At 66.8% G+C, this 20558-nt stretch carries 12 protein-coding genes and 3 rRNA genes; 2 read left to right on the top strand and 13 right to left on the bottom strand.

Going from position 1 to position 20558, the window contains the following annotated elements:
• Position 1 precedes the first annotated feature (1 nt).
• From B5G20_RS05655 to B5G20_RS05645, 3 genes are all read right to left on the bottom strand, one after another.
• Complete coding sequence (locus tag B5G20_RS05655; RefSeq protein WP_158094402.1) at positions 2-1480, bottom strand: APC family permease; 1479 nt, start codon at positions 1478-1480, stop codon at positions 2-4.
• A 172-nt stretch (positions 1481-1652) separates the two neighbouring features.
• Positions 1653-2183, bottom strand: coding sequence for a flavin reductase family protein (locus B5G20_RS05650; RefSeq protein ID WP_087355832.1), 531 nt, complete (start codon positions 2181-2183; stop codon positions 1653-1655).
• Positions 2184-2387: 204 nt separating this feature from the next.
• Entirely contained in the window at positions 2388-2939 is a 552-nt protein-coding gene (locus tag B5G20_RS05645) for an NAD(P)H-dependent oxidoreductase (RefSeq protein WP_087355831.1), read from the bottom strand.
• Between the two features lie 285 nt (positions 2940-3224).
• On the opposite strand from B5G20_RS05645, the gene B5G20_RS05640 reads away from it, so the two are divergent.
• Together B5G20_RS05640 and B5G20_RS10340 are read left to right on the top strand one after the other, a co-directional pair.
• Positions 3225-5819: an FAD-dependent oxidoreductase gene (locus B5G20_RS05640; protein WP_087355830.1), complete on the top strand. Its 2595-nt coding sequence runs from the start codon at positions 3225-3227 to the stop codon at positions 5817-5819.
• A 173-nt stretch (positions 5820-5992) separates the two neighbouring features.
• The gene (locus tag B5G20_RS10340) at positions 5993-6148 is read left to right on the top strand and encodes a hypothetical protein (protein ID WP_158094401.1); all 156 of its coding nucleotides are present in this window, start codon (positions 5993-5995) and stop codon (positions 6146-6148) included.
• A gap of 68 nt (positions 6149-6216) precedes the next feature.
• Here B5G20_RS10340 and B5G20_RS05635 read toward each other — a convergent pair whose 3' ends face one another.
• The 10 genes from B5G20_RS05635 to B5G20_RS05590 all read right to left on the bottom strand — a co-directional run bounded on the left by B5G20_RS05635 (position 6217) and on the right by B5G20_RS05590 (position 20201).
• Positions 6217-7911, bottom strand: a complete 1695-nt coding sequence (locus tag B5G20_RS05635; protein WP_087355829.1) for an FAD-dependent protein — start codon at positions 7909-7911, stop codon at positions 6217-6219.
• Between the two features lie 206 nt (positions 7912-8117).
• Entirely contained in the window at positions 8118-9422 is a 1305-nt protein-coding gene (locus tag B5G20_RS05630) for an FAD-dependent oxidoreductase (RefSeq protein ID WP_087355828.1), read from the bottom strand.
• A 60-nt stretch (positions 9423-9482) separates the two neighbouring features.
• The gene (locus tag B5G20_RS05625; RefSeq protein ID WP_087355827.1) at positions 9483-10331 is read right to left on the bottom strand and encodes an Mrp/NBP35 family ATP-binding protein; all 849 of its coding nucleotides are present in this window, start codon (positions 10329-10331) and stop codon (positions 9483-9485) included.
• An 89-nt stretch (positions 10332-10420) separates the two neighbouring features.
• On the bottom strand, positions 10421-11077 hold the full coding sequence (locus B5G20_RS05620; protein ID WP_087355826.1) for a hypothetical protein: 657 nt from the start codon (positions 11075-11077) through the stop codon (positions 10421-10423).
• A gap of 198 nt (positions 11078-11275) precedes the next feature.
• The gene (gene uvrB / locus B5G20_RS05615; protein ID WP_087355825.1) at positions 11276-13531 is read right to left on the bottom strand and encodes an excinuclease ABC subunit UvrB; all 2256 of its coding nucleotides are present in this window, start codon (positions 13529-13531) and stop codon (positions 11276-11278) included.
• A gap of 148 nt (positions 13532-13679) precedes the next feature.
• Positions 13680-14267 (bottom strand): lytic transglycosylase domain-containing protein, encoded by a 588-nt coding sequence (locus B5G20_RS05610; RefSeq protein WP_087355824.1) that lies wholly within the window; start codon positions 14265-14267, stop codon positions 13680-13682.
• Positions 14260-14904: a dephospho-CoA kinase gene (gene coaE, locus B5G20_RS05605; RefSeq protein ID WP_087355823.1), complete on the bottom strand. Its 645-nt coding sequence runs from the start codon at positions 14902-14904 to the stop codon at positions 14260-14262. The genes B5G20_RS05610 and coaE overlap by 8 nt, the downstream gene beginning before the upstream one ends.
• A 128-nt stretch (positions 14905-15032) precedes the next feature.
• Positions 15033-15148: ribosomal RNA gene (rrf, locus tag B5G20_RS05600) — 5S ribosomal RNA — on the bottom strand.
• Between the two features lie 155 nt (positions 15149-15303).
• Positions 15304-18277: ribosomal RNA gene (locus B5G20_RS05595) — 23S ribosomal RNA — on the bottom strand.
• 420 nt (positions 18278-18697) lie between these two features.
• A 16S ribosomal RNA gene (locus tag B5G20_RS05590) occupies positions 18698-20201 on the bottom strand.
• Together the 16S, 23S and 5S rRNA genes form the textbook arrangement of a ribosomal RNA operon.
• Positions 20202-20558: the final 357 nt, after the last annotated feature.

The raw sequence follows: 20558 nt of genomic DNA, 5'->3' as shown, positions 1-20558 counted from the left end.
CTCAGCCCTCCACCGAGATGCCCGCGGGATCGGGGAGCGTCCCCCGGCGCGCACGGCGGGCCGCCACCAGCCAGCCCGCGCCGAGCACCGCCGGCATGAGGCAGCCGAGCACCAGATTCACCGCAAACGACTCCTGCTCGGTCAGGGCGGAAAGGTTCGCCATCACGAGTACGCTCACCGCGCCGAGCGCCACCGCCGCGAGCACCGGCGCAACGCGAGCCCTCAAGAACCCGTACTCAAAACCCGGCTCGCCCGCATGCCGCCGCAGATAGCAGAAGGCGGCGACCGACGCCAGCAGCTCGAGCAGCATCACGCCCACGCAGGCGAGCGCCGAAGCCGTCGCCCCGATCTGCGCGTAGGGCGAGAGCCCCGCCGCCGCGGCCAGCGCGAGCACCCCGCCACCGAAGGCCGCCTGCGCGAGGCCGGCGACGTAGGGGCTCCGACGCCGCGGGTGCGTGCGGGCGAGCACCCGCGGGAGCAGCCCCGCGCGCCCGAAGGCGTACAGGTAGCGCGTGGCGGCGTTGTGCGCGCTCACCCAGCACGCAATCGAGCTCAGCATGTAGAACCAGTTGTACACGTGACCAAAGCCCGCGCCGAGGCGCGCCGCCACGATGCGGTAGAGGATCGTCCCCGCATCCTCCCCCTGCGCGAGGCGCACCGCCTCCGGCCCGAGCGCGGCGAGCATCGCCCACGCCGCGGCTACAAAAAGCGCGCCCACGAGCGCCAGCGCGGCAAAGGTCGCGCGCGGGACGGTGCGCCGGGCATCGCGCGCCTCCTCGCTGTACTCGGCCGTGGCCTCAAACCCCAGATAGCACGCAAAGGCAAAGACGAGCCCGAGCCCCGGCGAGCCGCGCACGAAGCTCTCGGGCGCAAACGACGCCGCCAGAAACGCCGCCAGCCCCTCACCGAGCACGACCGCACCCACCGCCGCGACGATGATGACGAGCTCGAGGACGAGGCAGACCCCGAGAAAGCGCGCGCCCACGTCCACCCCCGCGGCGCCGAGGAGCCACACGACCACCCAGAGCACGGCGGACACCGCCCACCAGGGCAGGTCGATCCCCAGCTCAAAGCCGAGGTTGCGCGAGACGATGTAGCCTCCCATGGCGGAGGTGCATACGGTGAGCACGTTGTACGACACGAGCGCGAGGTAGCCCGCCGCCGCGCCCGCGACGCGCCCGAGACCCTCGGAGACGTAGGCCCAGAAGGCGCCGGCGTTGACCATGTGCTCGCTCATGGCAGTGTAGCCGCAGGAGAAGAGCGCGAGCACGACCCCCATGAGCACAAAATCGAGGGGCGCAGCGATACCGTTGCCATGCCCGATGATGAGGGGGATGTTGGCCGCGCACGCCGCCAGCGGGGCGATGGCAGCGATGACGATGAAGACGAGGCTCGGCGCGCCCAGGGCGTTGCGCTTGAGCTCGGTGGAGCCCGCCCGCCGTGCGGTGCGCCCCTTGTCTGTGCTGTCGTCCTGAGCCATGCCGCCCTCTCGTCGATGTCGTCCGTTGCATCGCCCTATGGTACGACAGGAGGCAGCGCGGCGGCGCACTCGGGCGGCGTGGCCCTCCCCGGCGCAAAGCCCTGCCCCTTTGCACCGATCGTTCGGGGATGCCGGGCACCCCCGAACGCGCATCGACCGAATATCAGCGCCCTTACCGCAGCAGGTAGGCGCTCACGACCTCCCCGTAGTAGGCGGTGTGATAGACGGGCGCGTCGCCGTAGGTGCCCGCGCGGAGCTCCTCGGGCATGAGCGCGGTGTCCTGGTCATGCCGGTAGATGATCCGGCACTCGAGGGTGAGCGGCAACTCGCGGATGGCCGGGGCGTCGACCTCCTCTCCCGGGACGAGCGTGAGGCCGAGCTCGGCCACCTTATCGCCGTCGCGGCCGCTGTGGGAACCGCAGAAACCGAGCGCATGGCGCGCGCGGCGGTCCGCCTCGGCGTCGCCCGTCGGCACGGGAACGTTCACGGTAAAGCAGTCAGCATCCTCAAGCAGCTCGTGCGTGTAGCGGTCGCAGCGGACGTAGGCGATAAAGATCGGCCGGCGCCATTCGATGCCGAGCATGCCCCAGCCGATCGTCATGGGGTTCACGCGCCCGTTCGCCTTGACCGTAACCAGCGCCCCGGGCGTCAGCGCGCCCAAGATGGCGCCCGCCCGCTCGATGACGTCGATATGTTCTCTCATACGCTCCCCTTTCCGCCGTCAACGGCCCGCCCTCCGGGCAGCGCCACGGCGCACCGCCCCATCTACAGGTCATTTTTGCGCAGGCCGGGCGCGGGCCGGGGCAGTATTCCGCAAACTACCCCGTGGGAGAGCCGCCCGCAAGCAGCAATGGGTCAAAACGACCCCGTCCCCAAATGCACCCAAATGCACCGTCCCCGTGCCGCGTCACGCCGCGACCGCGGCGAGCAGCGCACTCGCCTCCGCATCGAGCCCGGCGAGTATCTCATCGGTGAGGGGGAGCTCATCCGACGCAAACGCCGCGCCGTCAAGGCTCACGCCCACTTGTAGCTCCTCGAGCGGGACCGCCTGCATGGCGCGCAAAAGCTCCGTGAGCTTGGCGCGCGACCCGGCACCGGCGGACCGACCCGCGCAGGAGCTCACGGCAACGGGCTTGCCCGCCGTGACGGCCGTGGCGCGCTCACCGGGGACGACCGGGCGACTCAGCCAATCGAGCAGGTTCTTGAGCACCCCGGGGTAGCTGTAGTTGTACTCGGGCGTAAAGATCCAGAGCGCATCGGCCGCACGAACGGCGGCGCGCACGCGCTCGACCGCCTCCGGCGGCGGAAACTCCACATCTTGATTCATGAATGGCACATCTGCATACTCGAGCATCTCGGTCTCCGCGCGGCCGGCGAGGCGCGCCTCTGCCGCGCGAGCGAGCTGCCGGTTGAACGACTTCTCGCGGAGCGATCCCGCGATGATGAGCACCTTAGCCATATCGGCCCCTCTCGTCTGAGGCGCAACGCGCCCGTTTTTTCCATGGTACCCCACCCTGCGGACACCGCAGTCCCCGCGAGAGCGGGAGTAGGCGCGCCCGCGCAAAACCACGCCAACGTCGTATGGGCCAACAACGCCCCGAGGGAACCGGCGCGGGCGGCAGACGATCCAGCCCACCCGCCAGCCCCAACGCGCCGACCGCTCGCCCGCGGCGCGCACCACCTCCGTGTCGCCGCCGTCAAAACGACCTATGATGGAGTGTGTCATCCAAGCGAAAGGGGACCTATGCGCTTTCTCATCGTGGGCGGTGTGGCCGCCGGCACCAAGGCGGCAGCCAAGATCAAGCGCTGCGACCGCACGGCCGAGGTGCGCGTCATCACGCGCGATGCCGACATCTCCTATGCCGGCTGCGGCCTGCCCTACTACATCGGCGGGGGCATCGAGTCGCGCGACGAGCTCATCGTCAACACGCCCGAGAAGTACGAGGGCCTGACCGGCGTCCATGTGGAGACGGGTGTGGAGGCCACCGGACTCGACGCCGCGGCGCACACGGTCTCTGTCCGCCGCTCCGACGGCACGACGGACACCGAGTCCTACGACAAGCTCGTGATTGCCACGGGTGCCGCGCCCTTTGTGCCGCCCGTGCCCGGCACCGACCTCGAGGGCGTCTTCTGCGTGCGCACGCCCGACGACGCCGAGGGCATCCGCGCCTGGGCCGAGCGCCGCGATTGCCGGCGCGCGGTGGTAGTGGGTGCCGGCTTTATCGGACTCGAGGTTGCCGAGAACCTGCTCGCCCGCGGGCTCGACGTGACCGTGATCGACGCGGCCGACCAGATCATGCCCAACGTTTTTGACCCCGAGATGGCCGCTTGGGCCACCCGTCAGCTCAAGGCCGCCGGGATGCGCGTGCGCCTCTCCACGCCGCTCGAGGGCATCACCGCCGGTACGGGCGATGCCGCAGACCGCGCCGGCGCCGTCGCCACGCCCACCGGCAGCATCCCCGCCGACCTCGTGGTGCTCGCCATCGGCATCCGCCCCGCCACCGCCTGGCTCGAGGGCTCGGGCATCGAGACACTCAAGGGCTGCATCCTCGTAGACGAGTACCTCGCGACCAACCTGCCCGACGTCTACGCCGCCGGCGACTGCGCCGAGGTGAGCAACGCCCTCACGGGGGCGCCCCAGTGGAGCGCCATGGGTTCGACGGCCAACATCGCCGCCCGCGCGCTCGCCAAGACCCTTACCGGCACGCCGACGCCCTACCCCGGCGTGCTCGGCACCGGCGTGGTCAAGCTCACCTCCTCCCTCAACGGCGGGCGCACCGGCCTGACCGAGGCCGCGGCGCGCGCTGCCGGCTTTGAGCCCGAGAGCATCGTCTGCATCGTGGACGACAAGGCCCATTACTACCCCGGCGCCTCGAGCTTCTACCTCAAGCTCATCGCCGACCGCCCCACGCGCCGGCTCCTCGGCGCGCAGGTCTTTGGCGCGGGCGCAGTCGACAAGGTGGTCGATATCGCCGTTGCGGCCCTCTACCAGAAGCTCACCGTCGACGACCTTGACCTCATGGACTTTGCCTATGCGCCGCCCTTCTCCACCGCCATCCACCCACTCGTGACGGCCTGCTACATCCTCGAGAACAAACTCGACGGCAAGCTCGAGACCATCACCCCCGCCCAATACACCGCGGGTGAGGCGCGCGACTACACCGTGATCGACGTGCTGCCCGAGCCCACCATCCCCGGCGCGGAGTGGGTGGACCTCGCCCAAGTGGGGCCGGAGGGCATCGCCGGGCACGCACGCGACGAGAAGCTCCTGCTTGTGTGCGCCAAGGGCAAGCGCGGCTACTTTACGCAGAACCGTCTCAAGGCCGCGGGCTACACCGCCACGCGCGTGCTCGAGGGCGGCATGACCTTTAACGAGGTGCACGTGCCGCGCAAGGCCGGCAACAAGCTCCCCGCCGCCGAGATCAAGCGCCTGAAGGGCCTCGGATGCCTTCAGGACAAGCGCTACGACGACGTCTTTAACGTGCGCGTGATCACCCGCAACGGCAAGCTCACCGCCGCCGAGCAGAAGACGGTTGCCGAGGCGGCCGAGAAGTTCGGCTCGGGCGAGGTGACCATGACGACCCGCCTCACGCTCGAGATCCAGGGCGTGCACTACGGGCAGATCGAGCCCTGCATCGCCTATCTGCAGGAGGCGGGCCTCGACGCGGGCGGCACCGGCTCCAAGGTGCGCCCCGTAGTCTCGTGCAAGGGCACGACCTGCCAGTACGGTCTCATCGACACCTTCGCTCTCTCCGAGAAGCTGCACGAGCGCTTCTACGTGGGCTACCACGGCGTCGAGCTGCCGCACAAATTCAAAATCGCCGTGGGCGGCTGCCCCAACATGTGCGTCAAGCCCGACCTCAACGACCTTGGCATCGTGGGCCAGCGCGTACCCGCCATCGACCCCGCCAAGTGCCGCGGCTGCAAGGTCTGCCAGGTGGTCGAGGCATGCCCGCTCGGTGACGCGCACATTGCCGAGAACGGCCGCATCGCCATCGACGAGGAGGTCTGCAATCGCTGCGGGCGCTGCATCGGCACCTGCCCCTTTGGCGCGGTGACCGAGGACCAGGTGGGCTACAAGGTCTACATCGGAGGGCGCTGGGGCAAGAAGACGGCGCACGGCATCCCGCTCGGCAAGCTCTTTACCAACGAGGACGAGGTCATGGACGTGGTCGAGCGCGCCATCCTGTTCTTCCGCGACGAGGGGCTGAGCGGCGAGCGCTTCTCTGACACCATCGCGCGCCTCGGCTTTGACTACGTGGAGGAGAAGCTCCTCACGGCCCCCATCGATAAGGAGGCCATCCTCAAGAAGGAGGTCAAGGGCGGCGCCACCTGCTAGCCGTCTTTTGGACCGGTTGACGTCGGCGGGCGGCGTGTGTTGCCCGCCGACGCGCTGCGGGGCCCCACGCCGGGCACCGCGTTTTCTGAACAGCGGGGGGTGCTCCGGCGAAGAACCTCGGTAGAACGCCCCGCATGTAGCCGAGCATCGAGCATACCCAGGAGACTCCCCTTATGAGCACGCGCCCCATCATCGGCATCGCGCCGACGCACCTGCCCGCCGTGGGCGATATCCGCCTCGCAGCCAACTACGCCGACGCCGTCATCGCCGCGGGCGGTGCGCCGCTCATCTTGCCGCTCACCGCGCCCGGGCAACCGCCCACGGCGTAACAAAGAAACCTGTCCCCATTGTCACGTGACCGTGGGGACAGGTTTCTTTGACACATGGCGGCGATGCTTTAGTCCGCAAGGCTCGCGATCAGCGCCTCGGCGCAGCGGATGCCGTCGGTGGCGGCGCTCATGATGCCGCCCGCATAGCCCGCGCCCTCGCCGCAGGGAAAGACACCGGGCGCGCCCTCGGCCTCGCATGCGCGGCTGCGGCGGACGGTCACAGGCGAGCTTGAGCGGGTCTCCACGCCGGTGAGCACCGCGTCGGGCACCGTAAAGCCCCTGAGCTGGCGCTCCATGAGCGGAATACCGGCCAGGAGCCCCTCGGTGACATAACAGGGCAGCAGAGCGTCGAGCGCCGTCCACGTTACGCCAAGCGGGTAGGTCGGCCGCACCGCACCGGGCCCCGTGCTCGGCCTGCCGGCAAGGAAGTCGCCGAGCAGCTGCGCCGGAGCGCGGTAGTCGCCGCCGCCCGCCGCAAAGGCAGCGCGCTCGCATTGGCGCTGAAGCTCCACGCCCGCCAGGGGCGAGGTGCCGGGCAGGTCGTCCGGCAGCACGTTGACGAGGAGCGCCGCGTTGGCGTTCTCACCCGCCCGGACGTGCTCGCTCGCCCCGTTGGTGACGACGCAGCCCTCCTCCGACGTTGCCGCCACAACCGTACCGCCCGGGCACATGCAGAAGCTAAAGACCGCGCGGGCATCGCGCGGATGCGCCACGAGCTTGTAGGGCGCCGCGCCGAGCGCAGGGTGGCCGGCTGCGGGGCCGTACTGCGCCCGGTCGATCATTGCCTGCCGGTGCTCGATGCGCACTCCCATGGCAAAGGTCTTGCGGGCAAGGGCAAACCCACGCCGTTCCAGCAGCTCAAAGACATCGCGTGCCGAGTGCCCACAGGCAAGGACAAGCCGCTCGCACGCGATGCGCGAGACGCGCGGTGCCGCTGTTGCGCTGGAGCCCTCCTGGTCCTGCGCCGGCTCGCCATCGGGCCCCGTGGCCTCGATCTCTATCCCCCGTACGGCGCCTGCACCATCGCGCTCGATGTCGACGAGCCTCGTGCGAAAACGCACCTCGCCGCCCAGCTCGCGGATGCGCGCCACAATCCAGGTGACCACGCGCGGCAGGATATCCGACCCGATATGCGGCTTGGCGTCCCAAAGGATCGCGCGCGGCGCCCCTGCGGCCACAAAGGTCTCGAGGATGAGCCGGTGCGCCGGATTCTTGGTGCCCGTGGTGAGCTTGCCGTCCGAGAACGTCCCCGCTCCGCCCAAGCCAAACTGGATGTTGCTCTCGGGATCGAGCGCGCGCGTGCGCTCAAAGCGGTCGATGGCGTCGGCGCGGCGCGTGGCGTTGTCGCCGCGCTCGATGAGAAGCGGCTCGAGCCCGGCCTCGGCAAGGGCGAGCGCCGCAAAGAGGCCGGCGCAACCCGCGCCCACAACCACGGGGCGGTGCGGGAGTTTTGAGGGCACGGGGCTCGGAAACGCCACCCGCTCGGGTTCGACCGAGCGCACGTTGCGGCGCGCCTGCGGGGCGAGACGCTCGATGAGCTCCCGCTCGCGAGACGGACCGCCCACCCCCGCTCGGACCGTACAGACCAGGTGCACGTCGCGCTTCTTGCGCGCATCGATCGAACGCCGACGGAGCTCCAAGTCCGAAAGCTCAGAAGGGGCGCAGCGGAGCAGCTTTGCGGCGACACGCCGAGCGGCCGCAAGACAGTTTTTCTCGTCCACGCCGTCATCGAGCGCAATCCGCAGGTTGGAAATCTCGAGCATATCGCCCTCCCATCGAGTCGTCTCCGCCACCGCCCGCCGCCCGCCGCCGTTCGGCAAGGCGCGCCCTCTCCCCCTCAGCCTTTGATGCGTCTTGGTCCACGATGGTGCCACGTGAAGGCTCGTCGCGGGCCACCGTACATCAAACGTAAGCCGTACCGGCATAGATGCGCTCCCACACCTGCTCTGCCGCCGCCGTGCGCATCCAGCTACCTCCGCGCCGCCGCAGCGGCAGACGACCCCGCGCGCAGACCCGAGAGCCATGCCCACGCCAAGTTAAAGCCACCACAGTCGGCGTCCATATCGAGCGCCTCGCCGCACGCAAAGACGCCCGGTGCCCCAGCGCCCGCAAGCTCAAGCGTCTCGAGGTCGACGGCATCAAACGGGATACCGCCCTGCCGCACCTGCGCCGCTTGTTCGCCCGCCGTACCGGCAACCGTAAGCTCAATGCCCTTTGCGGCGCGGGCAAGTGTCTCTGGCGTAACCCGGGCAGACGTCCGCTCCGCCACCTCACGCACGAGGCTGCCAACCCGTCGGTCGAGGACTCCGTCAAACCAGGCGTCCGCATCTTTCGCACCCGCGAGGTCGCCGCGCAAATCCGCACGCCGCTCAAACGCCGCCGCAAGCTTTTCCTCATCCATCTCGGGGAAAAGATCGAGCACGATCTCGTCGCCGGGGCGAATGCGACGCGACAGGTTAAAGGCCGCGATGCCCGAGATGCCATATGGGCGAAAGAGAGCCTCCCCCGCCTCGCGCCACGCCGGACCATCAGGACCCCGGAGCGTAAGCGCGGCATGAACCCGCACGCCGTCGAGCGCAGCCGTTGCTTTGGGCAGGTCGCGCACCGCGCACGCAATCGGGCAGAGAACGGGCCGCTCCGGCACGTGCGGGAGCCCAAAGATACCGCAGATGCCCTCGGAGCGCCCCCCGGGCGCCAGGACCACGGCACGAGCGTGCAGCCGCCCATCGCACTGGGCGACATCCGAGAGGGCCCGCCGTGCCGCCCGGAGCGCAGCTTTCTCGTCGCGCCCGCCGCGCAGGCGGACGGGGCGCTCGGGCCCACGCAGTGCAAGCTCCCAGCCCGCGGCATCGGCGTCCGCATGTGCGGCAGTTAGCGTGCAGCCACAGCGAAGCTCCACCCCCGCACGGAGACACGCACCAAGAAGCGCGTCGCGCACCGACGCGGCTCGACGGCTGTAGGGATAGAGCCTCCCCTCGTCCTCGGCGGCGGTCCACACACCCACGCGGTCAAAGAACGCAGCGACGGAGCGCTCGGGCTCCTCGCCCATCACGACCCGGGCCGCTGCGGGGTGCCGATAGCGCGCAGGGTCCAGCCGCTCGTTGGAGAGGTTGCAGCGACCGTTCCCCGTAGCGAGGATGGAAAGCCCGCAGGCCACGTCGCGCTCGAGCACCACGACCCGAGCCCCTGTCCACGCGGCGGCAAACGCGGCGGCAAGGCCCGAGGCCCCGCCGCCGATCACGGCAACGTCGTATGCAGTCGCCGCAGCCTTCATAGCGCCTCCCTCGCCGGTGGCCTTCCGTCGCATCGCCCTACCGCAAGCCCGTAGGCAGACCTACTCAGCCGAGTCAGGCGCGCCTTCGCCCTCGCGTGGCGCCACGGCCTCGCAAGCCGCGAGTGCCTCGGGCAGAAAGCCCTCGGGCAGCGCCTCCTCGAGGGCGCCCGCATCGCAGGCGGCGGCGAGCGTCGGGTCGATCGGCAGGCGCCCGAGCACCTTCACACCGTACTCTGCCGCCACGTCGTCGAGCTTACTCGGACCAAAGACCTCGATCTTCTTGCCGCAGTCGGGGCAAGTCACGTAGCTCATGTTCTCCACGATGCCAAGCACCGGGACGTTCATCTTGTCGGCCATGTTGACGGCCTTGGCCACGATCATCGACACGAGGTCCTGCGGACTCGTGACGACCACGATACCGTCCACCGGCAGCGACTGGAATACGGTGAGCGCCACGTCGCCCGTGCCCGGGGGCATGTCCACGAGCAGATAGTCGAGTGGGCCCCATGAGGTATCGCTCCAGAACTGTCGGATGGCCCCGGCGATCACCGGACCGCGCCAGAGCACGGGGTCGGTCTCGTTGGCAAGCAGCAGGTTGGACGACATGACCTTGATCCCCGTCTGCGAGATCTCGGGCAGCAGCAGGTTGCCCAGACCCGAGGCGTGCCGTCCGCTCATGCCGAGCATCTTGGGGATGGAGGGGCCGGTGATGTCCGCGTCGAGAATGCCGACCTTGTTGCCGCGGCGGGCAAGCTCCACCGCAAGCGAGCCGGTGACGAGCGACTTGCCCACGCCGCCCTTGCCCGAGAGGATGGCGATGACTCGCTTGGCCTCCGAGAGGTTGTTCTCCTCAAACTGCTGCGGCGCGGTCTGCCCGCCTGCCGCCTGCGCATGCTCGCACGTTGCCATGGTTTTCCTTTCATACACGTCGAGAGCGCCCGCGAGCGCTCTCGACCGATTGCCACCGTTTCTGATAATACCCCCGCGGGGCGCGTCGGCTACTCGGCAGCAGCCACTACCGTCTCGCACGCCTCAGCGCCCTTGTCGGAGCCACCGAGCTTGAGGGCACCGTAGACAAAGCCCCACGCCGCCACAAAGAAGGCAAGGCTGTAGAAGCCCACGAGCGCGGCATCGGAGGCCATGTTGACGCCGCCGGCGAGCGAGATTGCGAGAACCGCCGCGGCGACGAGCATCTCAACGTACCAATAGCTCGCGTCGCGACGATAAAGCTCGAGCGCAATCACGGCCACATAGAGTGCAAGAAAGACGCCCGCGAGCGTGTAGGTCTGGCCAAACGTCCCGAGCTCGGGGATCGAGTAGATGCCCCAGAGGCCCGCGAGGAGCATCACGATGCTCACGAGCGGCTCGACCCAGCCGAGTGCCCACGGCGAGCGCGAGACGACGGTCCCCACAAACCCGAGGAGGCCGCCCACGATGCCGCACCACGGCAGCAGCCCCACAAGACCCGCCGGGCCCTCGACCGGCGTGGGCAGCAGACCGCCCGCACCGCCCTGAGGCGCCGTCACATACATGTAGACCGCCCAGAAGAAGCAGAGCACCGCCATGATGACGAAGCTCCACTTAACCCGCGCCAGCTTTGCCAGCAGCGCTTTCCCGTCAACCGGGCGATACTCGAGCATGTACTCGTCAGTCATGGCAACCCCTCAAAAACCAGCAGCCTCATGGGCCGCGACTTCCCTCAACCCATGAGTATACCATCGTCAACGGATACGCCACTACGCACTGACGATGTTGAGGGCTCGCTTGACCGGGCCGCGGGGCGCGGGATTCCAACTTCAGACAGTCCTGGGCTCGCGCCCCACGGTGCCTCCGGGCCGTACCAGGTCTCGCTCCTAGTGCTTTGCGCGTTTTGCTCGGGTGCCCTGGCGTTTGCGGCCTGCGGCGAATACGCTCCCCTTTCGCGCATCGCGGCGCAGCAGCTCGATAACCTCGTCCTCGCTTGTGCCCTCGGCGACGGCGCGCAGGTGCACGATGGCGTCGCGCAGGCGGGCGGCCTCCTCAAAGTCCATCGCCTCCGAGGCGCTCCGCATGTCCTCCTCCATGGTGGCCACGATGCGCGCGAGCTCGTCCTTGGGCAGGTTTGCCAGCTCCTCGGCAAGCTGCTGGCCGTCGGAGACCTCCACGCCGGGCGCCTCGTCGGCACCCTCGGTGCCTGCCGGGGTAAAGAACGCGCCGTGCCCGAGCGAGTCGCCACGGCTGCGGTCGCGCTTGCCCACGTTCTCCTCCGCCTCGGCGATAAAACTCGAGATGTCGTTGATTGCCTTGCGCACCGTCCGCGGTTCGATGCCATGTTCCTCATTGAACTTCATCTGGATCGCACGGCGGCGGTTCGTCTCGTCGATGGCCTCGCGCATGGAGTCGGTGATCGTGTCGGCGTACATCACCACCGCGCCGTCGGCGTTGCGCGCGGCGCGACCGATTGTCTGGATGAGCGAACGGCGGTTGCGCAAAAAGCCCTCTTTGTCGGCGTCGAGGATCGCCACGAGCGACACCTCAGGCAGGTCCAAGCCCTCGCGCAGCAGGTTGATGCCCACCAGCACGTCAATCTTTCCCTGGCGCAGGTCGCGCAGGATATCCACGCGGTCCATCGTGGCCGTGTCGGAGTGCATGTAGTTGACCTTCACGCCCGCATCGAGCAGGTGGTCGGTCAGGTCCTCGGCCATGCGCTTGGTGAGCGTCGTCACCAGCACACGCTCGTGGCGTTCCGTGCGCTCGCGGATCTCGTCCAAGAGGTCGTCGATCTGCCCGCGCACCGGGCGCACGTCGATCTTGGGGTCCAACAGACCGGTGGGGCGAATGATCTGCTCCACGTTGTTCTGCGACACGCGCAACTCGTAGTCGCCCGGGGTGGCGCTCACATAGATAAACTGCGGAATCCGCGCCTCAAACTCGTCAAAGCGCAGCGGGCGGTTGTCCAGCGCCGAGGGCAGGCGAAACCCGTGCTCCACGAGGGTCACCTTGCGTGAGCGGTCGCCCTCGTGCATGCCGCGGATCTGCGGCACGGTAACGTGGCTCTCGTCGATGATGCAGAGCATGTCTTTGGGGAAGTAGTCGATGAGCGTAAAGGGCGGCTCGCCCGGCTTGCGCCCGTCGAGGTGGCGCGAGTAGTTCTCGATGCCGTTGCAGTAGCCCATGGTCTCGAGCATCTCGAGGTCGTAATCGGTGCGCTGCTGCAAGCGCTGCGCCTCGAGCAGTTTGTCGGCCGCCTTGAGCTCGCCCACGCGATGCTCCAGCTCCTCCTCGATGGTCTTGAGGGCCGCGGTGACCTTGGGTTTCTCGGTCACGTAATGCGAGGCCGGCCACACGGGGATCGCGTCGTACTCGCGCAGAATCTCGCCCGTCACCTCATCAGTCTCGGCGATGAGCTCCACCTCGTCGCCAAAGAACTCAAAGCGCAGCGGGTGCTCCGCATAGGGCGGATAGACATCCACCACGTCGCCGCGCACGCGGAACGTGCCACGCGCCAGATCAAAGTCGTTGCGGTCGTATTGGATGTCGATAAGCGTGTGGATAAAGTCGTCGCGCTCGAGTGGCTCCTTCTTGTCCACGTTGGGGGCGAGCCCGGCATAGTCCTCGGGCGAACCGATACCGTAGATGCACGAGACAGAGGCGACCACGATCACGTCCCGGCGGCTGAGCAGCGAGGCCGTTGCCTGGTGCCGCAGCATCTCGACTTCCTCGTTGATGGAGGCGTCCTTCTCGATGTAGGTGTCCGACTGCGGCACGTACGCCTCGGGCTGGTAGTAGTCGTAGTACGAGACGAAGTACACCACTGCGTTATGGGGGAAAAACTCCTTGAGCTCGCTCGCAAGCTGTGCGGCGAGCGTCTTGTTGGGCGCCATGACGAGCGTTGGCTTACCCAGAGCCTCGATGGTCTTTGCCATGGTGTAGGTCTTGCCAGAGCCCGTTACGCCAAGCAGCACCTGATAGCGGTCCCCATCCTTAACCCCTTGGACGAGGGAGGCGATAGCCTGGGGCTGGTCGCCCGCGGGCTCAAAAGGCGAGACAACCTCAAAGGCAACCGGATCGCCCGCGACGCCAAAGAGCTTGAGCTCGCCGCCGACGCGCTCGACTTCAAACTTCTCCACGTCATCCTCCTCAATCGGCGCGGTGCGCTCGCCATCAGCCCACGCTCTGCCCTATACCCAAAAGGACGCGGTGGCAGCACAAGCGATGCGGGAGATCGCTACGCTGCAGAAAAGCCCACAACCTTCCCGCCACACGAGGAGATCCTAGCTACTCAAGGAACGCGTCCAAATACAGCTCCTTATAGCGCGCCCATGCATTGTTCACCCGCACAAGATACGCCTGTGTCTCGGGGAAGGTGATGGCGTTATGCAGCACCGTATCTGCCGATGCCCAGTCGTTTACGTTCGAAAGACCGGCATTATACGCCGCGATGGCCCGATCGGTCGAGCCGTTGAAATAGTCGATGAGGTACGACAGGTAGGCGCAGCCAAACTCGATGTTGGTGCGAGGGTCGTCAAGCTCATCCGGATCAAAGCGCGCACCATCGACAAGGCCCATCTTGACCATGTCCTCCGCCGTCTCGGGGAGTAGCTGCATAAGACCCTGGGCCTCTTTAGAGGAAACCGCTTGTGCGTTCCAATTCGACTCCGTCTCGATCACCGCGGCGACGAGAAACGGGTCTACGGTATGACGCTCGCTCGAATCCGTAATGTAATCCTCGTAGTCGAGAGGATACAGTAAGCCAAAAAGCGGCGCAGGAGCATAGCTGTAGACAAACGAGACGGCGCCGACAGCAAACATGAGCGCAATCGGCACCACCCGATACCAGGCAAAGAGCCTCAGACCCTTACGCATCAAGAGACTCCAAGGCCATCTGTCGGTTATCGAACCCATGGCAGGCAAGCCATTCATCAAGAGCCAAGAAGAGCGAATCATCACCTGCCGTGTTATCGAACACGGTGTTGGCCAGGCCACAGAGCTCTTCTTCAGAAGGCTGCAGAGCGGCACGATTCTCAGCATCGTCCTCGCTCATCCCACGCTCAACGGCGCGCGCAATACGCACCTCAAGAGGAGCGGTAATGGCCATAATCTCGTCAGCGAGAGGGAACGCATACGAGAACTCGCGCGCAAGTGAGACCTCAACCACAGTTAACGCGGGCAGGCTGCGCTCGGTTGCCATGCAGGCACAGGGAAGCAGCATATTGTTGAGACGCTCATACACAAGCGGCAGCACAATGTCGTTCAGCGCGCGGGTCTGTTCCGGCGTTGCAAAAGCCCGCTCAGCCAAAACACGGGGACGCACCGCGCCATTCTCATCGAGAATGTCGGAACCAAAAGCGTCCGCAAGTGCTGCAACAACGTCAGAGCCAGGGACATAGAGGTCCTTCGCAAGCTGATCAAGGTCGATCCGACGAGCACCACGAGAGGCAAGGTAGCGTGTGGCAGTGCTCTTGCCAGACGCAAGATTGCCAATCACAAAGAGCGTAAACACGACCCACCTCCTGGCGACATGATTCAAAGACACATACCAGCATACGTTAGACACTCAATACATAGCAAAAGACCCTCTGATAAACAGAGGGTCTTAGCAATCGATTGGACGGCTCGGTGCCGTCCACCGGTCAGCGGCGCCCTGCTCTCCCACGGGCTCACCCCGCAGTACCATCGGCGCGAGGGGTCTTAGCTTCCGGGTTCGGAACGGGTCCGGGCGTGCCACCCCTGCTCTGGCCGCTGACCGGTGGGCGGCGCCCGCCGGCCCCGGGGGACCGCGTGCCCTGAGGGCCGCACAGCGGAAGGAGGGGGTGAGAGGGGACGGTGTCTCGATACGGGGCGCTTCGTCTCTCTCCGTCTCGCGCCACCCGCACGGGCAGGGCGCCCGGTCCGGGATGGCGTGGGTAAGAGCTCGGGCTATCGGAACCGCTCGGCTGAACCCCTCGCGGGGCTTGCACCTGCGGCCCGTCGACCAGGTGTTCTACCTGGGCCCTTACCGGAAGGAGAACTGATCTCGGGAACGGCTTCCCGCTTAGATGCCTTCAGCGGTTATCCGCGCCGGACGCGGCTACCCGGCCATGCCGTTGGTCGACAACCGGTGCACCGGAGGTCCGTCCACCCCGGTCCTCTCGTACTAGGGGCAGCCTCCCTCGATTCTCCTGCGCCCGCGGGGGATAGGGACCGAACTGTCTCACGACGTTCTGAACCCAGCTCGCGTACCGCTTTAAACGGCGAACAGCCGTACCCTTGGGACCTGCTCCAGCCCCAGGATGCGATGAGCCGACATCGAGGTGCCAAACCTTGCCGTCGATGTGGACTCTTGGGCAAGATCAGCCTGTTATCCCCGGAGTACCTTTTATCCGTTGAGCGACGGCCCGCCCACGCGGAGCCGCCGGATCACTAGAGCCTGCTTTCGCACCTGCTCGGCTTGTGGGCCTCGCAGTCAAGCCCGCTTACGCTCTTGCACTCATTGAGGACGGTTGCCGACCGTCCCGAGCGGACCTTCGCGCGCCTCCGTTACCCTTTAGGAGGCGACCGCCCCAGTCAAACTGCCCGCCTGGCACGGTCCCCCCGCCGGCTCACGGCCGGGGGTTAGGACGCCGCACGGGAGAGGGCGGTATTCCAAGGTCGGCTCCGCCGGGGCTGGCGCCCCGGCATCGCAGCCTCCCGCCTATCCTCTACACTCCCGAGCAGCGGCCAATGCCAAGCTGCAGTGAAGGTTCACGGGGTCTTTCCGTCCTCCCGCGGGTAGGTCGCATCTTCACGACCAGTGCAATTTCACCGGGTCCACGGTCGAGACAGCGCCCAAGTCGTTGCGCCTTTCGTGCAGGTCGGAACTTACCCGACAAGGAATTTCGCTACCTTAGGACCGTTATAGTTACGGCCGCCGTTTACCGGGGCTTGGGTTCGGGGCTTCGCGGAAAGCTAACCCCTCCCCGTGACCTTCCGGCACCGGGCAGGCGTCAGACCCTATACGTCGCCTTGCGGCTTCTGCAGAGTCCTGTGTTTTTGGTAAACAGTCGCTTGGGCCTCTTCACTGCGGCCCGCCTCCGCTCCCCGGGCAAGCCGGTTCACGTACGCGCGGGCACCCCTTCTCCCTAGGTTACGGGGCCATTGTGCCGAGTTCCTTGACCATGGTTGACCCGATCGCCTCGGTATGTTCTACCCACCCACCTGTGTCGGTTTGCGGTACGGGCGCAGAATCGCTGCCTAGCGGTTTTTCTAGGGACCTCGGGCTCACTCGCTTCGCTCAGTCGCTTCGTCCGGAGCCTAACCCTCGTGCAGGGGGGACTTCCCTCCCCTGCGGGCCGCGCTCCATCACGGGGACGTCCAGAACCCCGCCGAGCCACCCCCATCCGTCGCCGCGTCGGTCGTGACGCTCATCTGCGGTGCAGGAATGTCCACCTGCTGCGCTTCGGCTACGCCTGCCGGCCTCGCCTTAGCCCCCGACTGACCCTGGGGGGATTAGCCTCGCCCAGGAAACCTCGGGTTCACGGCGGACGAGTTACTCTCTCGTCTCTCGCTACTCATGCCAGCATCCTCGCTCCCGCGCGGTCCACGGAAGGTCGCCCTTCCGCTTCGCCCCGCGCGGGACGCTCCCCTACCAGACGCGCAGTGCTGCGCGAATCCGCCTCTTCGGCGCCATGTTTAGCCCCGTGTATTGTCGGCGCCCGTCCACTCGGCCAGTGAGCTGTTACGCACTCTTTGAAGGGGTGGCTGCTTCTAAGCCAACCTCCTGGCTGTCTGCGCAGACGGACATCCTTTGCCACTCAACATGGACTTGGGGGCCTTAGAGGGCGGTCTGGGCTGTTCCCCTCTCGAGCACACAGCTTAGCCCACATGCTCTGACTGCCGGGGTGTGGGCCGCAGGCATTCGGAGTTCGGTCGGGATCGGTAGGCGGCGAAGCCCCCTCACCTGTCCGGTGCTCTACCTCCTGCGGTGAACCCCCGACGCTAGCCCTAAAGCTATTTCGGGGAGAACGAGATATCTCCGGGTTTGATTGGCCTTTCACCCCTATCCCCAGGTCATCGCCGCCGTTTTCAACCGACGTGCGTTCGGCCCTCCACGGGGTCTTACCCCCGCTTCAGCCTGCCCAGGGATAGCTCACCCGGCTTCGCGCCCACGGCGCGGGACTCGTCGCCCTGTTCGGACTCGCTTTCGCTGCGGCTCGCTTCCAAGCTTAACCTCGCCCCGCACCGGTGGCTCGCTGGCTCATTCTACAAAAGGCACGCCGTCACAGAACAAGTCTGCTCCGACTGCTCGCGGGCGCACGGTTTCAGGTGCTGTTTCACTCCCCTCCCGGGGTGCTTTTCACCTTTCCCTCACGGTACTAGTGCGCTATCGGTCGCAGGGGAGTGTTCAGGGTTGGATGGTGGTCCACCCAGCTTCGGACCGGGTACCCCGTGCCCGGCCCTACTCGGGGAACGGACGCCGGTCTCCGGTCGAGGCTTCGCGTACGGGGCTCTAACCCGCTGCGGCCGGCCTTCCCATGCCGTTCCGCTCGCCTCGCCGGACGGCCGCCGGGACCGGCAGGTCCCGGATGGTCCGCCCCGCAACCCCGGTGGCGCGAAGGCTGCCGCCCGCGTGCGCTCACCGGTTTGCCCTAGGCCCCCTTTCGCTCGCCGCTACTCGGGGGATCTCGATGTTGATTTCTCTTCCTCCGGGTACTTAGATGTTTCAGTTCCCCGGGTTGCCCTCCCCCCTCCTATGAGTTCAGAGGGGGGATGACGGGACTGCTCCCGCCGGGTTCTCCCATTCGGGTACCCCTGGATCTCAGGCCGTGTGCGCCTCCCCAGGGACTATCGCGGCTTGCCGCGCCCTTCGTCGTCTCCCTGCGCCAAGGCATCCGCCGTGCGCCCTGCATATCTTCCCCCGCCCTCCCGGGGCGGGGCGCCATGCGTGTAAATCCGTGCTTCTAACAAGTTGGTGTCGCGATCGGGAGTGAGACGCGCCCCACGCGGGGGACACCGTCGTACTCCCCGAACGTTCACTCTCGTTCGGTATCTGTCTCAATATCCGCGTATATCGGATCGGAAAGATAAATCGTCAACAAAAAAGATGTCGTAGATGGAGAATCGAATTCAATCGTTCCTCTCGACAGGAGCCGAAGGGCTCCTGCCTCCTTCTCGCTATGCGGCTCTCAAGGTACGCGGGGCGAACCCCGGGGACCGGGTACCGCGGGGGAGGGGGTGCCCACAGGGTTCGAGTCGGGCGGGCTCGATGCTCCGCGCCGGGGTCCGGTCGAACCGGATATCAAAGTTTGAAAGTCATAGCTCTCCAGGTGTCTCCCTAGAAAGGAGGTGATCCAGCCGCACGTTCCCGTACGGCTACCTTGTTACGACTTCACCCCCCTCGCCCTCCACACCTTCGACGCCTCCCCCCTCGCGGTTGGGCCGGCGGCTTCGGGTGCAGACGACTCGGGTGGTGTGACGGGCGGTGTGTACAAGGCCCGGGTACGCATTCACCGCGGCATGCTGATCCGCGATTACTAGCAACTCCGACTTCACGGGGGCGGGTTGCAGCCCCCGATCCGAACTGGGGCCGGCTTTCGGGATCCGCTCCCCCTCGCGGGGTCGCCTCCCTCTGTACCGGCCATTGTAGCACGTGTGCAGCCCCGCGCATAAGGGGCATGATGACTTGACGTCGTCCCCGCCCTCCTCCGCCTTGGCGGCGGCGGTCCCGCGTGGGTTCCCGGCATCACCCGATGGCAACACGCGGCGGGGGTTGCGCTCGTTGCGGGACTTAACCCAACATCTCACGACACGAGCTGACGACAGCCATGCACCACCTGTGACCGCTCCTCTCGGCCACCGCGTCTCCGCGGCTTCACGGTCATGTCAAGCGCGGGTAAGGTTCTTCGCGTTGCTTCGAATTAAGCCACATGCTCCGCTGCTTGTGCGGGCCCCCGTCAATTCCTTTGAGTTTTAGCCTTGCGGCCGTACTCCCCAGGCGGGACGCTTAATGCGTTGGCTGCGGCACGGGGGGATCGTCCCCCCACACCTAGCGTCCATCGTTTACGGCTGGGACTACCAGGGTATCTAATCCTGTTCGCTCCCCCAGCTTTCGCGCCTCAGCGTCGGTGCCGGCCCAGAGGGCCGCCTTCGCCACCGGTGTTCCGCCCGATATCTGCGCATTCCACCGCTACACCGGGCGTTCCACCCTCCCCTGCCGGACCCGAGCCGGGCGGTTCGGGGCGCGGGACGGGGTTGAGCCCCGCCATTTGACGCCCCGCCTGCCCGGCCGCCTACGCGCGCTTTACGCCCAATGAATCCGGATAACGCTCGCCCCCTACGTATTACCGCGGCTGCTGGCACGTAGTTAGCCGGGGCTTCTTCTGCAGGTACCGTCTTGACTCGTCCCTGCTGAAAGCGGTTTACGACCCGAAGGCCTCCATCCCGCACGCGGCGTCGCTGCGTCAGGGTTGCCCCCATTGCGCAAGATTCCCCACTGCTGCCTCCCGTAGGAGTCTGGGCCGTGTCTCAGTCCCAATCTGGCCGGTCGGTCTCTCAACCCGGCTACCCGTCGTCGGCACGGTGGGCCGTCACCCCGCCGTCTACCTGATGGGCCGCGGAGCCATCCCCTCCCGCCTGGGCTTTCACCGGGGGGCCATGCGGCCTCCCGGCTCATCCGGTATTACCCCGGGTTTCCCCGGGCTATCCCGGTGGAGGGGGCGGGTTCTCCACGTGTTACTCAGCCGTTCGCCACTCGCTTCCACCCGGAGGTGGGTGCCGTTCGACTTGCATGTGTTAGGCGCGCCGCCAGCGTTCATCCTGAGCCAGGATCGAACTCTCCGTCCAATATCGACCGCCGACCCCGAGGGTCGGCTGCTGTTCCTATCGGCGCGGGAGCCCGCCCGTGGCCCGGCCTGAAGCCGGTGCTCTCTCGGATCCATCGTTCGCGTGACTGCCTGAGCGGATCTGGGTAAAACCTCACCACTCTGCTATACTGCTGTCTGGAAGATGGTTCTTCTTCTCTCATCCTGTGGGACACTCTCTGGCCTGCTCTGAGGCCGTGTCCCCCGCGATATCCGGTTCTCAAGGTGCCCGCCGCGTCCCCTCGCTCTCGGCTCCGGGCCGCGCGGCAAGGAGATATATTGCCAGCCCTCCCCCCGGGGCGCAAGGGGGAATCCGGGGCTCCATAGTTCCTACACAATT

This window comes from Collinsella sp. An7 (assembly GCF_002159335.1).
Taxonomy (GTDB): Bacteria; Actinomycetota; Coriobacteriia; order Coriobacteriales; family Coriobacteriaceae; genus Coprousia.
The sequence above is the reverse complement of the archived record's forward strand: the minus strand, read 5'-3'. Positions and strand labels throughout refer to the sequence as shown.

Bases quoted from the DNA above. Each gene is read 5' to 3' on its own strand.
- B5G20_RS05655 (WP_158094402.1), bottom strand. From the start codon at position 1,480: ATGGCTCAGGACGACAGCACAGACAAGGGGCGCACCGCACGGCGGGCG.
- B5G20_RS05650 (WP_087355832.1), bottom strand. From the start codon at position 2,183: ATGAGAGAACATATCGACGTCATCGAGCGGGCGGGCGCCATCTTGGGC.
- B5G20_RS05645 (WP_087355831.1), bottom strand. From the start codon at position 2,939: ATGGCTAAGGTGCTCATCATCGCGGGATCGCTCCGCGAGAAGTCGTTC.
- B5G20_RS05640 (WP_087355830.1), top strand. From the start codon at position 3,225: ATGCGCTTTCTCATCGTGGGCGGTGTGGCCGCCGGCACCAAGGCGGCA.
- B5G20_RS10340 (WP_158094401.1), top strand. From the start codon at position 5,993: ATGAGCACGCGCCCCATCATCGGCATCGCGCCGACGCACCTGCCCGCC.
- B5G20_RS05635 (WP_087355829.1), bottom strand. From the start codon at position 7,911: ATGCTCGAGATTTCCAACCTGCGGATTGCGCTCGATGACGGCGTGGAC.
- B5G20_RS05630 (WP_087355828.1), bottom strand. From the start codon at position 9,422: ATGAAGGCTGCGGCGACTGCATACGACGTTGCCGTGATCGGCGGCGGG.
- B5G20_RS05625 (WP_087355827.1), bottom strand. From the start codon at position 10,331: ATGGCAACGTGCGAGCATGCGCAGGCGGCAGGCGGGCAGACCGCGCCG.
- B5G20_RS05620 (WP_087355826.1), bottom strand. From the start codon at position 11,077: ATGACTGACGAGTACATGCTCGAGTATCGCCCGGTTGACGGGAAAGCG.
- B5G20_RS05610 (WP_087355824.1), bottom strand. From the start codon at position 14,267: ATGCGTAAGGGTCTGAGGCTCTTTGCCTGGTATCGGGTGGTGCCGATT.